The organism is Streptomyces sp. NPDC031466 (assembly GCF_055581265.1).
Genome location: NZ_JBVIJT010000016.1, coordinates 16,619 through 31,195, shown reverse-complemented (window position 1 = coordinate 31,195; position 14,577 = coordinate 16,619). Strand labels below are relative to the sequence as shown.

Annotated in this window: 9 protein-coding genes; 4 read left to right on the top strand and 5 right to left on the bottom strand. The window is 67.9% G+C overall.

Annotated elements, in window-relative coordinates:
- The first annotated feature begins 59 nt into the window (after positions 1-59).
- Entirely contained in the window at positions 60-953 is an 894-nt protein-coding gene (locus ACZ5GP_RS32065) for a hypothetical protein (RefSeq protein ID WP_468754187.1), read from the top strand.
- A 278-nt stretch (positions 954-1,231) separates the two neighbouring features.
- Positions 1,232-5,611 (top strand): BREX system serine/threonine kinase PglW, encoded by a 4,380-nt coding sequence (pglW, locus tag ACZ5GP_RS32060; RefSeq protein WP_468754186.1) that lies wholly within the window; start codon positions 1,232-1,234, stop codon positions 5,609-5,611.
- A gap of 57 nt (positions 5,612-5,668) precedes the next feature.
- Here the strand turns inward: pglW and ACZ5GP_RS32055 are convergent, their stop codons facing one another.
- The 3 genes from ACZ5GP_RS32055 to ACZ5GP_RS32045 are packed head-to-tail and all read right to left on the bottom strand — an operon-like array spanning position 5,669 to position 8,993.
- Positions 5,669-7,117: a hypothetical protein gene (locus ACZ5GP_RS32055; RefSeq protein ID WP_468754185.1), complete on the bottom strand. Its 1,449-nt coding sequence runs from the start codon at positions 7,115-7,117 to the stop codon at positions 5,669-5,671.
- Positions 7,114-8,490, bottom strand: coding sequence for a KGGVGR-motif variant AAA ATPase (locus tag ACZ5GP_RS32050; RefSeq protein ID WP_468754184.1), 1,377 nt, complete (start codon positions 8,488-8,490; stop codon positions 7,114-7,116). The genes ACZ5GP_RS32055 and ACZ5GP_RS32050 overlap by 4 nt, the downstream gene beginning before the upstream one ends.
- 17 nt (positions 8,491-8,507) lie before the next feature.
- Positions 8,508-8,993 (bottom strand): hypothetical protein, encoded by a 486-nt coding sequence (locus ACZ5GP_RS32045; RefSeq protein WP_468754183.1) that lies wholly within the window; start codon positions 8,991-8,993, stop codon positions 8,508-8,510.
- Positions 8,994-9,143: 150 nt separating this feature from the next.
- On the opposite strand from ACZ5GP_RS32045, the gene pglX reads away from it, so the two are divergent.
- The gene (gene pglX, locus ACZ5GP_RS32040) at positions 9,144-12,875 is read left to right on the top strand and encodes a BREX-2 system adenine-specific DNA-methyltransferase PglX (protein ID WP_468754182.1); all 3,732 of its coding nucleotides are present in this window, start codon (positions 9,144-9,146) and stop codon (positions 12,873-12,875) included.
- A 53-nt stretch (positions 12,876-12,928) separates the two neighbouring features.
- On the opposite strand, the gene ACZ5GP_RS32035 is transcribed toward pglX, so the two are convergent.
- Positions 12,929-13,120: a DUF397 domain-containing protein gene (locus tag ACZ5GP_RS32035; RefSeq protein WP_468754181.1), complete on the bottom strand. Its 192-nt coding sequence runs from the start codon at positions 13,118-13,120 to the stop codon at positions 12,929-12,931.
- Positions 13,117-13,962, bottom strand: a complete 846-nt coding sequence (locus ACZ5GP_RS32030) for a helix-turn-helix domain-containing protein (protein WP_468754180.1) — start codon at positions 13,960-13,962, stop codon at positions 13,117-13,119. The genes ACZ5GP_RS32035 and ACZ5GP_RS32030 overlap by 4 nt, the downstream gene beginning before the upstream one ends.
- A gap of 150 nt (positions 13,963-14,112) precedes the next feature.
- Here ACZ5GP_RS32030 and ACZ5GP_RS32025 point away from each other — a divergent pair, with 150 nt between their 5' ends.
- Positions 14,113-14,577 (top strand): ATP-binding protein, encoded by a 465-nt coding sequence (locus tag ACZ5GP_RS32025; protein WP_468754179.1) that lies wholly within the window; start codon positions 14,113-14,115, stop codon positions 14,575-14,577.

Sequence of the window (14,577 nt, the reverse complement as noted above, 5' to 3'; positions counted from 1 at the left end):
GTGCAGTTCGATGAGCCTGTGGGCAGCGGCGATCGACGTTCGTAGGGATGTGGATGGGGATGGAAGTGGCCGAACAACCGGTGTTTCTGCTCGGCGAGGGGCTGAACGCTTTGGAGCCTGCCCCTTTCGATACCGAGGCCGAGTTCCAGGCGCTGCTCGCACGCCATCCCCGGATCCTGGACTTCGGTTCGCTCGCCGACGGCCGATCCCTTCGGCTCGTTCTCGTGGCGCGCGAGATGAGAGTCCCCACCAGTACCGAGAGCGGCTCCGCGTACTGGCTGGACCATCTGTTCGTGGACGCGGACGGTGTGCCGACCCTGGTGGAGGTCAAGCGGGCGGCCGACACACGCTTACGACGGGAAGTCGTGGGCCAGATGCTCGACTACGCCGCCAACGGGGCGCGTTACTGGCCTGCCGCGCTGCTCCGGCGGTCCTTCGAGGAAACCTGTGCGGTGGACGGGCGGCCTCTCGAGGACGCCTACCAGGAGCTGCTGGGCGGCCAGTCGCCCGATGAGTTCTGGGCGACGGTCGAGGAGCGGCTCGCGGCCGGGCGGATGCGGCTGCTCTTCGTGGCGGACCGGATACCTCTGGAACTGAGGGCCATCGTCGAGTTTCTGAACCGTCAGCTGCGGCAGACCGATGTCTACGCGGTCGAGCTGACCCAGTACAGGGGCAGCGGTGATCACCGTGTACTCGTCCCGAGAGTTCACGGCGAGGTGGCCACAGCCAACAAGACACAGTCGAGGTCAGGCCAGGCGGGCAAGAGCGGGGTACCCCAGTTTCTCCGTCTACTTTCCGGCCTCGGGCAGGGAGGTTCCCGTCTGGACGTTGTCACTGCGCGAGGATCCGGACAAGGACGATCTCGCCTTCAGCTTCGGGTCCATCACCCACCACCTGGGAAGCGACGCGACTTCGGCCTTCGCGAACGCCCTGCCGGCCGTCGACGGACTTGAGCAGAGGCTCGCGGCGCAACGGGCGAAGGGCTTCAAGGGCTGGCCGTGGGTTTCGCTTGCGGCACCGTCCAGCCGACCGGAGGCGCTGGGCCAGGTGCTGGCTGCCATCGAGCAGCTGATGAGCGATGACAGCACCTGATCGCAGGGATCGGTGCATGACCATGCACACCGCATGGTTTCGAGTAGGCGCGCGATAGGCTCTACCAGGTGGTTTGCCCGTCTGGTTGGGCGCGGGGTGTGATGGAGGCCGGAAAGTGACAGCAGCGGGAGGAAAGCCGGTGCCCAAGCCCGGCCCGCCGAAGCCCGTCCAGCAGTGGTTCCAGGATCGGCCCTCCCCCTATGCCTGGGAGCAGGAGGCCCTGGACCACGTACGGAGACTGCTGCCCGCTGCCGAGCCCTACCGGGCCTGGGCCACCTTCTCCTTCACCGCGCACTCGGGGCGGATCAATGAGTGCGATCTTCTCGTCGCGGTCCCCGCGGGCCTGTTCCTGATCGAGATCAAGAGCCACCCCGGAGAGCTGCACAACACCGGCTCCACCTGGAACTTCCGCGGCAGCGACCGCACGCGGACCATCAACAACCCGCTGCACTTCAACGACCTCAAGTCGAAGGAACTCCGGAGCCAACTGCGTTGGGCGGCCCGCAAGCTCGGGATGGATGAGCGGATCGTTCCGCGAATCGAGCCTGCGGTGTTCCTGTCGGCGCCCGACCTCGTCAGCCACCTGGACGAGGTCCAGCGCATCCGCGTGTACGGGCGGGACGACGGCGGCAGCGGCCTTGACCGCATCTGGCAGGACTTCCTGGGTCTGCCCCCCGACCGGCCGGAGCGGCGGATCACGCCCGAGTTCGCCCGGCAGACCCTGCCGCAGCTGCTGCGGACCATCGGGATCCGGCAGTCCACCGGGCACCTGCGGTTCGGCGATGCCTGGAAGCTCCGCCCGCATCCGCTCGACGCCGGTGCCACCTGGGAGGACCGTCTCGCCGTTCGCGACGACGGCCTCGTGCAAGAAGAGGGCCGGGTCCGGATCTATCTCGTCAGCCAGGGGGCGACCGAGGCGGCTCGCAAATCCACGGAGCGTGCCGCTCGCCGCGAGTACCAGGTGCTGCAGGGCATCAACCACCGTGGCATCGTCGATGCCGTCGAGTTCCGGGAGCACGAGGGCGGCCCGGCCATCCTCTTCCGCCACCGGCAGAGCGATCTGCGCCTGGACCAGTACCTGGACACCTACGGTGGCAAGCTCACCCCCGAGATGCGTCTCGACCTGGTCCGCCAGCTCGCCGAAGCCGTCCGCTACGCCCACAACCGGTCCCTCTACCACCGAGCGCTGGCCGCGCGGTCGGTCTACGTCTCCTTCCGCAGCGAAGGCGCCGCCCCCGAGCTCCGGATCACGGACTGGCAGACCGCCGCACGCGACTTCGACAGCAATGCCACCTTCTTCCGCTCGATCGGCGGTTCGGCGCTCGATGCCGCCCTGATCGAGGACGAGGCCCGTGTCTACCTGGCACCGGAGACGGACCAGCCGTACGCCGATCCTGCGGATCTCGACATCTTCGGTCTGGGCGCGGTCGCCCATCTCATCCTGACCGGTCAGCCGCCCGCACCGCAGCGCAGCGTGCTGACCGAGCGCCTGCGCGCCGACTCCGGCCTGCACCTGTTCGCCGTCGCCGACGGTGTCTCGGAGGCACTGGACGCACTGGTCTACCAGGCGACCCGTTCCGATGTGAACGACCGGCTGAGCTCCGCCGAAGCATTCCTGGACCTGCTCGACGAGGCGGAACGGGCCGGTGTCCTGCCCGACTCCCCGGAAGCAGCTGCAGCCGACCCGCTGGAGGCGATGCCAGGGCAGGCGATCGATGCCGAATGGTCGGTACGCCGGGTCCTCGGCACCGGCGCCACGGCGCGCGCCCTCCTCGTGGAGCGAGCGGTCGAGGACGAGGACGGCAACGTCCGCATCGACGAGCATGTCTTCAAGGTGGCGCTGGACGAGGAGAAGGCGGAGCGGCTGCGTGCCGAGGCCCGCGCTCTGAAACTCGTCGGCGGCGGAGCCGTGGTGCAGTTGCGCGGCGAGGAGCTGCGCGAGATCGGCGGACGGACCATCCTCGAGCTGGAGTACGCCGGCGAGCAGTCGCTCGGTGCCCGGCTCCGCGGCAAGGGACAGCTCACCTACCACGAGCTGGAGCGATTCGGCGAGGACCTCTTCCAAGCGCTCGACCAGCTCGCCGGCCACGGGGTGCGCCACCGCGACATCAAGCCCGACAACTTCGGTATCCAGCGCCGCAAGGACCGTACCTGGCAGCTGAAGCTCTTCGACTTCTCCCTGACCGACGCCTCGGACCGGGATGTGAAGGCGGGCACCCGCGGCTACCTCGATCCCTTCCTGGGTTCGGTGCGCCGCAGCCACTACGACGATCACGCCGAGTACTACGCGGCAGCCGTCACCCTGCACGAGATGGCCAGCGGCGAACGCCCGTTGTGGGGCGACGGTCTCTATGATCCGCTCACCAACGAATCAGCCGAACTCCACATCGCGAGCGAGCTGTTCGAACCCGCACTGGCGGAAGGCCTCCGGGCCTTCTTCGAACGGGCGCTGCACCGTGAGATCGAGCAGCGCTTCGACACCCTGCGACAGATGAGGGATGCCTGGCAGGAGGTCTTCCGCGCCGCGGACGCGACGCGTCCCACCACTACTCCCTCCACTGTCGGGACCGTGGCCGAGGACGCCGAAGAGGCACGCGACAGCGCGGCCGCGGCGGCCGAGGCCACCACCGTGCTGGAGGCCGCGGGCCTGTCCCCCCGCGCGGTCTCCGTCGCCAACGGCCTCGGTGCGACGACCGTCGGCCAGCTGCTGGAGATCCAGCCGTACGCCATCTCCAAGGCCCGCGGGGCGGGCGCCCTCGTCCGCAAGGAACTCAACCGGCGCCGCAAGCAGTGGGCGGCCGCCCTCCGGGGCAAGCCGGGCAACGCGGCACCATCCCCGACTCGGACCGCCAGGCCGACCGAGGGGCACGCCGACGCTCCGGGCGCGGAGTCGGCCCGCATCCTCTCGATAGACGACATGGCGGCGCTGCTGACTCCCGCGGCCGGCCGCAAGGGTTCCCACCGGGAACAGGTCGTACGGCTCACCCTGGGGCTCCCGCCCGAGGACGGCGGTCTCTCCCCGCTGGGTCCTTGGCCCGTGCAGGCCCGCATCGCCGATCACCTGAAGATCAAGCAGCCGCCGGTCTCCCGCCACCACCGCATCGAGATCAAGCAGTGGGCGGAAGCGGAATGGCTGGCACCGGTCCGCTCGGAGCTCGCGGACATCCTGGAGAGCTCGGGCCGTGTGATGACCGCCCCCGAGGCGGCGGTCGAACTGCGTGCCCGCCACGGGGCCGACGACGACACCCCCCAGCGGACCCTCGCGCGCTCGCTGGCCGTCGTACGCGCCGCAGCGGAGGCGGAGACCGGCGACGAGACGGACGGACACGAGCCCAGGCTCGCCGTCCACCGGCGTGGCGACACCGTCCTTCTCGCCTCGGAGTCCCTGCCGGGCACCGACGACCCCAGCCCACGGGAACTGGCCGACTACGCGGCGGCGCTCGGCGCCACCGCCGAACGCCTGGCCCGGCAGGAGCCGCTCCCGGGCCGAGCGGAGGTGGTCCGTGAGCTGAGGGCCGTACCGACGCCGGAGGGGTTCGCACCCCTCGCCGACACCCGTCTCGTCGCGCTCGCCGCGGCCATCGCCCCGGTCGTCGAGGTCACGCCGCGTCTGGAGCTGTACCCGCGGGACCTCGGACTGGAGCGCGCGCTGCGCATCTCCCAGGCCGGCGCGGGCGTACGGGCTGACCGGGGCATCAACCCGGCTGAGCTGGTGGCACGGGTCAAGGCACGCTTCCCCGAACTCCAGGTGCTCGCGGGCGGCCGTGAGCCCACCCACGTCGAGCTGGAGGACGCCCTGCAGGCGGCCCGGTTCGACCTCCGCTACGACCTCGACTCCGACACCTTCCAGCTGCCCGCCGCCAGGACGGCCCACCCCGTGACGGCTTCCGGCGGTCTGACCAGTCTCCTGCCGCCGCGCCGTGTCACTCGCCTGGAGCGGGAGGACCCGCACGGAGCGGTGCGTGAACGCCTCATGGCAAGTGCCAAGCGCGGCGGCTTCCTCGCCCTGACGGTGAAGGGCGTCCGGCTGCCGGGCGTCGCGGACGCCGTGGCGGCTGCCTTCCCGGTCCTGCCCGTCGACGTGGGCGCCGTCTTCCTGGAGGAGTTCCGGAAACTGGTGGAGGAGAAGGGCCAGGACTGGCAGACGGTGCTGCGCGCGGACAGCGCCTCCGCACCCGGCCGGATCAAGCCGGGCCTGGCCACCTTCGTACGGGCCGTCTGGCAGCGCGTCGGGGAGGACCTCCAGACCCGCTGTGCCCTGCCCCGCACGATCCTGTTCCTGCACGACGCCGGCCTGATCGCCCGCTACTGGGACGAGGGCGGCCGCGCCTTCCTCGTCGGCCTCCAGGGCGCGGCCCGCCGACCGGTGGAGAACCCGCACGGGCTGTGGCTGCTGTGCCCGGTGGAGACCCGGTCGCAGCTGCCACACCTGGACGGCCGGACGGTCGAGGTGATCGGCGGGGACGGGGAGCAGGCGCACCTGGACGGGGCGTTCCTGGAGACACTGGGGAAGGTGTGAGGGCGGGGTGCTGCTTCCGGCCGGGCCGGGAACAGCACCCCGCTCTCTCCGAGCGGGTCAGATCACCGGCTTACGGGCAACCCCGCCCTTGCGCCGGATGTCGAAGTTGAGCCGGTAGATGTCCGGCAGGTCGATGGCCTTGTTGCTGCGCTCGGTCATGACGCCCAGATCGAGTAGCTCCTGAAGGATCGCTGAGGGACTTTCGGCGTTGCGCGGGCCGCTGCCCTGCTTCACGTCTTCCAGCAGCTCCGCGATCCTGGCCGACAGCCGGTTGGACTCCCACGCGAAGCGCACGGCTGAGGGCTCCATGGGAACCTGGCTGCCTTCGAGCAGTTCCACGGCGAGTGCTGCCCAGCCGATGTCGTCCGTCAGCTCCTCGACACGGTTCTTGGAGGCGCTGCTCAGGCTCTCGCGGATCGCGTCGTAGTGCAGGGGCAGCGAATGGCCGGCGTATCGCTCTCCGGTCAGCTGTGCCGACCTGAGGAGCGCGTGCAGCCACGTGCGGGGGCTGACCCGGCCGAGGCCGTCCTGAAGATGGTTCGGCACCCAGGTGTAGGTGTGGCCCTTACGGCGGTCCGTGCCCATGAAGGGGCCGGCCAGCGTCACGAAGACCTCTTCCTGCCGCTTCTGGTCGGCGATGACATCGACCGGAGCTATGAAGCGGCCCTCGCCCTCCGGCCGCCACTGACCGGTCGCCTTGCGGAATGCCTTCGCCTGCTCGCTGGTGTGATTGCCCAGTTGGTGGAAGAGGAGCCCGTACAGGTTCTCCCGACTCCAGCTGAGGTCGGTGGCGTTCGCACCGAGCTTCGAGGCGTCCGCGAAAGCCTTGGGGGCACTTTCGTAGAGGTCCGGCCGTACGAAGATCTTGGCGCGCAGCGTTCCGGTGGTGAGCCGGAGCTCCAGAGCCACCTCGAAGAGTCCGGACAACAGTCGGTCGAGCTGGCCGCGGTCGTTGTGCAGGTGATCGAGCGTGTCGAAGAGCAGAACGAGGGTCTTGCCCCGCTCCCGTGTCTCGCGGTCAGCGCGACGCAGTGCGGCCTCGTACTTCTCGCCGTTCCGGCCGACCCACTCGATGCGTTCGGACCATGACTCGAAGGCGAGGATCTCGGGCACCTTGAGTGCCATGAGGACTACCGCTGACCACAGGTCCTTGGCGTCGACACCCTGGGAGACCAGGGCGGCCAGCGCTCGCTTCCCGGGGAACACCGGGTCGTCGCCACCGCCCTGGGCGAACCCGGTGATCACTTCGATCCGGCCCAGCCTCGGCATCATGTAGGAGGCCGAGGCGACCTCGCGAAGCTCGGGGTCGGTCAGGGCTTTGGCCCAGTACGTCTTTCCGGTGCCGCGGGCTCCGCGGACGACTGTCACGTCCGGGTCCAGCGCGAGCCGGTGCGAGGAGGGCGTGAACATCGTACGGAGGTCGGGGGTGCTGGTGTCCGCGTCGGGGGCGGAGCTGAGCGCGTCGATCAGCAGGGTGCGGGTCGCCTGGATGGCGGGGTCGTTCATGACTTGTCCTCGTACGGGTCCAGCACCAGTTTCTCCACCGTGTCGACGAACTCGCGGTAGGCGGCCCTGACGAACGGCAGCTCGGGCCAGTTGCGGCTGCGCAGCGGGTCCAGCCCCACCAGATCGTTGCCGAAGAGGATGGGGATGGGGGCGTAGGGCTTGTCGTCCACCTCGCCCTTGACGGGGAGGAAAGGTTCCTCGTACTCGTCGTCGGGCAGGTTGTAGAGCGTGTCCATGAAGACGTCGTAGGCATGCCGCCGCAGGGTGTTGAGACGGTCTATGTCTCCTGCGGAGTGGAACATGGCGGCCACGACCCGGACCCGGTCGCGCAGGGCGCGGGCACGATCGGGCCGCAGCTTCCACTGGGACAGGAGCATCCGGTAGCCGTCCCAGGTGGACGGGTTGTCCACCGCGAAGAGCAGGGCCTGGTCGCAGAGTTTGGTCAGGGTGACGGCCGCGATGTCGTGGATGCCGGCGCGGCTGTCGAGCAACACCACGTCGGGGCGGCGACCCTTCTCCTCCACCTGTGCCTCGCATGCGGCGATGGCGTCCTCCAGCCGCTGGGCGAAGGGGCGGGGCGTGCCTCCCGGCTCGTCTGCGGGAAGGTCGCTGTAGATTCGGTTCAGCTTGGCGAGGTAGTCGTACGGCCGTCCGGCGAGCGGAGTCCCGGCAGCCGGAGCCAGCCACACCTCGCCGTTGCCCTGCTCGGGCGGGAGGATAGAGGAACGGCTGACCAGCTCAAGACCATCGGCGTTCCCGACGGCCGACTCCACCAGGTGGTCCACGATGCCGTGCGGGGGAGTGGCCCCCGGCTCGGCGAGCAGGTTGGACACCCCGGGGGATTCCAGGTCAAGGTCCACGACGAGTACGCAGTGGCCGCGCTCGGCGAGGTTGCGGGCGAGGACGGTGGTGGCGGTGGAGCGGCCGACGCCGCCCTTGAATCCGTAGAAGGCGAGGCGGCGGGTTTGGCGAACCGGCTGCTGCTCGACCTCGGCGCCCACGGCTGCCCAGTCCCCGCCGACGACGGTGCGTTCCAGTACGGCGACCTGGCCGGGGCCGTCCCGCTCCCGTTCCTCCAGCACGATGAGCTCGGCCGCGCCGAAGAACATCTCCGGGACGAAGAGCGAGCTGGCCGTCTGGACAGGATCGTCCCCGGCGAAGGGGCGGACCTTGGCGGCGAACCCCTCGCGGAGCGACACGACCGTTTCGGATTCGGGGTCCAGCGGCTCGGCATCGGCGCGGTCGTCGACCAGGAGAGTGGACTGACCGGACAGATCACGGACGAGTACGACGTCCCGTCCGTCCCGGGCGGCAAGGCGGGCGAGATCGCACGCGGCTTCCCAGGCTTCGTCGAAACGAGGAAGTGAGGTCATCAGGTCAGGTCGTTTCTCTACTTCGCATGGTCGTACGCGGTGATCAGGCTGAGCGTGGCTGCGAGATGCCTGGCGATGCGTTCGGGGGACAGGGTGTCGCCATCAACATAGCGGTGCCCCTCGTGCCATTTGTCGTGTGGCGTCTTGAACGGGTTCTGCCGCGGGATGTGTTTACGGATCTCGGCCCCTCTCCGACCGTCCAGCACCATCATCAGGTGCTCCCACGCGCCGGGCATGTGGCCGTGTGCTGCCTTGAACTTGTCCATCCCCGGCATGTTCTCGATCGTCGGGCTGTACGGCTTGGCGGTGGGCCTTTCCTGCACCGAACCGAAGAAGTCGATGAGCATCGCCTTGGCCACACATTCCGCGGCCAGTCCGGCCAGGTGATCGGTGGGGCCGGGGAGCGCGCCGCCGTTCGAGAGCTGGAGAGCAGCCTTGTAGAGGTCGTGGCCCGCCTTGAGGAAGGTGTGCCGGGGGCGCGTCGGGGTGGTCGGAGCCGTCACGACGATCATTTTATCCGGATGATCAAGGATCTGGTGGGGGTTTTGCGGGGGCCGTGGGGCTCCGACAGCGGTCCGTAGGCTGGCAGGATTGAGTACCTCAGCCGCAGGCCATGCGGCGGATGACGCAGTGCGGCGAGAAGGAAGCGAACAGTGACGGACACCACGGCCGGTGCGGACCGGGCGGAACGCCTGAAGGATCTGGTCAAGGATCTGAAGCGGCAGGTCCTGCTTCTGGAGGACGACCTGAGGGCGCGCACCGAGTCCGAGGACGAGATCCGCACCCGCCTGGAGACGGAGTACCGGCAGGCGCAGGAGTCCCGTCGCACGGCGGCCCGGTACGAGTCCTGGCGCGACGAGCGCGTCACACAGTCGGCTGCGGCTTGGGTGCTGGCCTGTGTGTTCGTCCGCTTCTGCGAGGACAACGGCCTGATCGACGAGCCTTTCATCGCAGGCCCCGGCGACCGGCTGGCCGTGGCCGAGGCCCGCCACGAGGCGTTCTTCCGCGAGAACCCGAGGCTCAACAACCGCGACTGGCTGCTCGCGGCCTTCGACCACCTCGCCAAGTCGAACACCACCGCCGCCGGCCTCTTCGACCGCGACCACAACCCGCTGTGGGACATCATGCCCGGGTACGAGGCGGCGACCGAGCTGCTGTCCTTCTGGCGCCGGTGGGGTGCGGGCGGCGAGATCCGCTACGACTTCACCGACCCGGAGTGGGACACCCGCTTCCTCGGCGACCTCTACCAGGACCTGAGCGAGCACGCCCGTAAGACGTACGCGCTGCTCCAGACGCCGGAGTTCGTGGAGGAGTTCATCCTCGACCTCACGCTTGAGCCGGCGGTCTCGGAGCACGAGTTCGGCCTCGACCCGGTGTGGACCGGCCCGGACGGTGAGGAGCGGCGGGGCCTGCGGACCATCGACCCGGCGTGCGGGTCGGGCCACTTCCTGCTGGGCATCTTCCACCGCCTGATGGACAAGTGGCGCGCGGCCGAGCCGGGCACGGATGTCTGGACGTTGGTTCGCCGCTCGCTGGAGTCCGTGCACGGGTGCGACAAGAACCCGTTCGCGGTGAGCATCGCGCGATTCCGGCTGTTGGTGGCGGCAATGCGGGCGGCGGGCTCGCGGCGGCTGGCGGACGCGCCGCCGTTCCCGATCAACGTGGCGGTGGGGGACTCGCTGCTGCACGGGCGGGATGCGGCAGGTATCCAGACGGACCTGGACACGCTGTTCGCGGAGATGTCTGCGGGTCGCGAGGAGGGTGCGTTCGCGTACTCCACGGAGGACGTATGGGACTACGCGAAGCGGGTGGACCTGCTGGGGCGGGGGTCGTACCACGTGGTGGTGGGGAATCCGCCGTACATCACCGTCAAGGACAAGCTGGAGAAAGAGAACTATAAGAAGGGGTACGATGCGAGTGTCGGCCAGTACGCGCTCTCCGTCCCCTTCGCGCAACGACTCTTTGAATTGGCGTTCAAGGGAGTTGGTGGGGTTTCTGGGGGTGGTGGATTCGTAGGGCAGATCACCGCAAACTCCTTCATGAAGCGTGAATTTGGCAGGGATCTCATCCAGGTCTTCTTTAGGCTTCGTGTTGAGCTGTCTCATGTGATCGATACTTCAGGCGCTTACATTCCTGGCCATGGCACTCCTACAGTCATCCTGGTAGGTAGGAATCGAGTACCGGGCGAGAACCGTCCAATCCGAGCCGTACTTGGAGTGCGTGGTGAGCCCGATCAGCCGTCCAATGCGGCAGACGGCCAAGTCTGGCGCGCCATCAAGGATCAGTACCGGCGACCTGGAAGTGAGTCCGCCTGGGTCTCCGTCGATGACCTGGAGCGCAGTAGCTTTGCCGACGCTCCTTGGTCCCTCAGTGGCGGAGGGGCTGCAGGGCTAGTTTCCCGCTTGTCATCCGCGCAGAATCCCCTGCTGGGGAGTCGCGTCCGACTGATCGGACGCACCGCTCACACTGGCGCCGACGAAGCGTATTTTGCCCCCTTGGGGAATTGGGCTCGCCGCGGAGTCGGATCGTCGAAATTTGTACCCTTGGTTGAAGGGACGGCGATCCGTGATTGGGGCGTACGGCCGGAAACCGAAGCCCTCTTCCCGTACGGGGAGGGTTTGATCGCGGACGATTCTGATCAAAATCTTGCGCACCTGCTCTGGCCGCGTAGGAGTATTCTTCGTATTCGGCGTGAGCCGGGTGGAACTCATGAGGAAATCGGGCTGACCTGGTACGAGTGGAGTCGCTGGCACCCGGAGCGATACTCGGTCCCCTTGGGTATCTCCTTCGCATTCGTCGCGACACATAATCAATTTGCGCTGGATCGTGGGGGAAAGGTATTTAAGCAGAGTGCTCCAGTGATTAAGCTTCCTGGTGATGCTGGGGAGGAGGAGCATCTGGAATTGTTGGGGGTCCTCAACTCGTCGACTGCTTGTTTTTGGCTGAAGCAGGTTAGTCAGGACAAGGGGAACCGAGGCGGTGAGCGTTCCACAGGGCGCTACGCGTGGGAGAGCTTCTTTGAGTTCACCGGCACGAAGCTCCAGGAGTTTCCGCTCCCTGAGAACCTTCCTCTGGAGCTGGGGCGGGAGCTTGATTCGCTTGCGCAAGAGCTGGCAAGCGTGGAGCCCGGAACGTTCGTTGAGCGAGGGGTGCCTCTCCGGAACGTACTTGATGAAGCTCGTGTCAGATATGCGCGTATTCAGCAGCGAATGATTGCCGTCCAGGAAGAGCTGGACTGGCAGGTGTACGGATTGTATGGGTTGCTCGGCGACGCAGAAGTAGCGCGGACCCTGACGCCTCTTCGTGAAGGTTTTGCCCCGCCCGAGGTACGTCTTGGAGAGCGCGCATTCGAGCTCGTGATCGCGGAGCAAGCTGAGACGGATGAGGCTGTTGAGCAGTGGTTCAAGCGCCACCACTCAATCCCCATTACAGAGATCCCCACCCACTGGCCGGACTGGTACCGCGAAATTGTCCAGGCTCGCATCGACCTCATCAGCCGTCAGCCCAAGGGCATCGGGCTGATCGAGCGCCCCGAGCACAAGCGGCGCTGGTCCGTTGAGCCTTGGGAGAAGAAGGAGCGGGCCGCCCTGCGGTCGTGGCTGCTGGACCGGATGGAGAACACCGGCCTCTGGTACGAGGTCCGTGACGGGCTCCGGCGTCCTCGGCCCATGACCGTCAACAATCTTGCCGACCAGCTCAGCACGGACGAGGACTTCACCTTCGTTGCTGCGCTCTACGCGTCCGATCACCTCGGCAAGCCGGACCTTCCCCTCGCGCAAGTGCTGTCGGAGGTTGTTGCCGACGAACACGTGCCCTACCTCGCTGCCATGCGCTACAAGGACTCCGGTCTGCGCACGCGCAAGGAGTGGGAAGACGTCTGGGAGTTGCAGCGCAAGGAGGACCGGACCGGGGAGCGGCTCGACATCGATTCGCCGGCCAGGTACAAGCCCTCCGACTTCCTGCGCGCCTCCTACTGGTCGAACCGTGGCAAGCTCGACGTGCCCAAGGAGCGGTTCATCTCGTATCCCGAGGCCGGTCCGGACGCCGACTCGACGCTGATGCTGGGTTGGGCCGGCTGGGACCACAAGGATCAGGCGCAGGCGCTGTTCGATCTGCTCAAGGCGCGTACCACCCGGGACGGCTGGGACACCGAGCGGATCGTTCCGCTGCTGGCCGGCCTGCGTGAGGTCATGCCCTGGGTTGTTCAGTGGCACAGCGAGTACGACGACGAGTGGGGCGACGTACCGGCGGAGGAACTGGTGGCCGAGTACGAGGAGCAGCTGCGCAAGCATCAGGTCGGCGCGGCAGAGCTGATCGCATGGCGACCCGTGAAGAAGACGCGGGGGCGTAAGCCCGTCCAGCAGAGGGCTCTGGACGACGAGTAGCGCCAGGCAACTGGGTGGCGGCGTGGATGCCCCCGCCACCCAGTTGGTCCGTCTCAGAGGTGGGTGTCAGCAGTGTGCGCCGCGAAGGCCGACCATGCGTCGGGTGATACGGCCAGCGGTCGCAGGTGGGTGTCCTTGGAATCCCGGACGAGGACGGCTTCGGGAGATACGGCGACCTCGACGCAGTTGTCGCCGTCCCCGCCGCTGTAGCTGCTCTTGAACCAGGCAAGTTCGGTGGTGCTCATAGCGCTCCTCGCATCCGCTCCAACAGGCTCGCGGTGTCCTGACGGCTCAGAGCCTGTGAGCGCATCTTGCCATAGCGCTGAAGCATGGAACTGACTGCTTTCGGATCGCTGATCACGGTGCTGGTGCTGTGACCTTCCACGTATCCGAGCCACTGGTTGACCGCTGTCTCGGCCAGATACATGGACCCGTCGTACCCCGAGTGGTCCTCCTGTCGCAGGGGCATGACCAGGATCTCCACGTTGCGACGACCGCCCTGCTCCAGCAGGCAGTCCAGCAGTGCCCTCGCCACTTCGGTCCCGCCCAAGCGGCGTTCGAGAAGTGCCTGCTCGATCATGAAGCAGAATGCGGTGTTGGGGCGCTCTGTGAAGAGGTGCTGCCGCGCCAGTCGCGCTGCGACCTGGAGTTCGAGCTGTTCCTCTGTCAGCGGCGGGAGGCGCCGCTCGAAGATCGCCCGGATGTACGGCTCCGGCTGCAACAGCCCCGGAATCACCCTGCACTCGTACGCGTACAGCGACACCGCCTCTTCCTCGATGCCCGCCCACTGATGGAACCGCGACGCCAGCCCCGCCTTCCGCGTCAGGCTCCGCGCAGCCGCCGCCAGCACCTTCGTCGCGACCACCCCCAGCGGTTCCTCCGCCCGCTCCGACAGATCGCCCGGCGGGAAGCGTTTGCCCTGCTCGATCTTGGCGATGTAGTGCGCCGAGTACCGCACCCGAGGGGCGAACTCCTCCTGGGTGAGGCCTGCTTCCTCCCTCAGGACCTTGAGCACCGCCCCGAAGGTCTTGAGGCTGTCCGAGAGTTCTGGTTCATTGTTGGTACCGCCGCCGTGGTCCTCGTTCATCACACAGCCGCCCCTCCGCACGCGCACCCGCCCGACCGACCCATGGTCACGGACGGTTACCCGCCCAGTCCAGCGGGTGAACCAGTACAGAGCGATCTGTACCAGTGTCGTCCCTGCCGAGCGGTGCCGACGGCCGGAACGCTGAGGCCCATGACCGCTCCTCACACCCAAGCTCCCGTCACCGTACGTACGTTCACCCAGCGCTTCTCCGCCACCCGCCGCGGCGCGCGACTCGCCCGGATGCTGGCCGAGGTCGAGGCCGTCGCCTGGGGCATTCCGCGTGGCTCGGCGGCCTTCGACGCGCTCACGCTCGTCGTCGCCGAGCTCGCCTCCAACTCCGCGCTGCACGGCCGGGTTCCGGGGCGGGACTTCGAGCTGCGGCTCCTGCTCGCCCCCGGCGGCAGCGCCGTACGCGTCGAGGTGTCCGACACGCACCCCCGTCGGCCGGAGGCGCCGCCCGCCGAGCACCCACCCGTTCCCGGCGAGGACGGCGGCCGGGGTCTGGTGATCGTCGACGCCCTCGCGCTCCGGTGGGGCGTACGGGACCGGGTCGGGCCGGGCAAGACCGTGTGGGCCGACTGCCCCCTGCGCCTGGAGCAGCCGTACCTCCACTGA

Excerpts from the sequence above, each read along its gene's own strand:
- ACZ5GP_RS32065 (WP_468754187.1), top strand. The coding sequence starts at position 60 with ATGGAAGTGGCCGAACAACCGGTGTTTCTGCTCGGCGAGGGGCTGAAC.
- ACZ5GP_RS32055 (WP_468754185.1), bottom strand. The coding sequence starts at position 7,117 with ATGAACGACCCCGCCATCCAGGCGACCCGCACCCTGCTGATCGACGCG.
- ACZ5GP_RS32050 (WP_468754184.1), bottom strand. The coding sequence starts at position 8,490 with ATGACCTCACTTCCTCGTTTCGACGAAGCCTGGGAAGCCGCGTGCGAT.
- ACZ5GP_RS32035 (WP_468754181.1), bottom strand. The coding sequence starts at position 13,120 with ATGAGCACCACCGAACTTGCCTGGTTCAAGAGCAGCTACAGCGGCGGG.
- ACZ5GP_RS32030 (WP_468754180.1), bottom strand. The coding sequence starts at position 13,962 with ATGAACGAGGACCACGGCGGCGGTACCAACAATGAACCAGAACTCTCG.
- ACZ5GP_RS32025 (WP_468754179.1), top strand. The coding sequence starts at position 14,113 with ATGACCGCTCCTCACACCCAAGCTCCCGTCACCGTACGTACGTTCACC.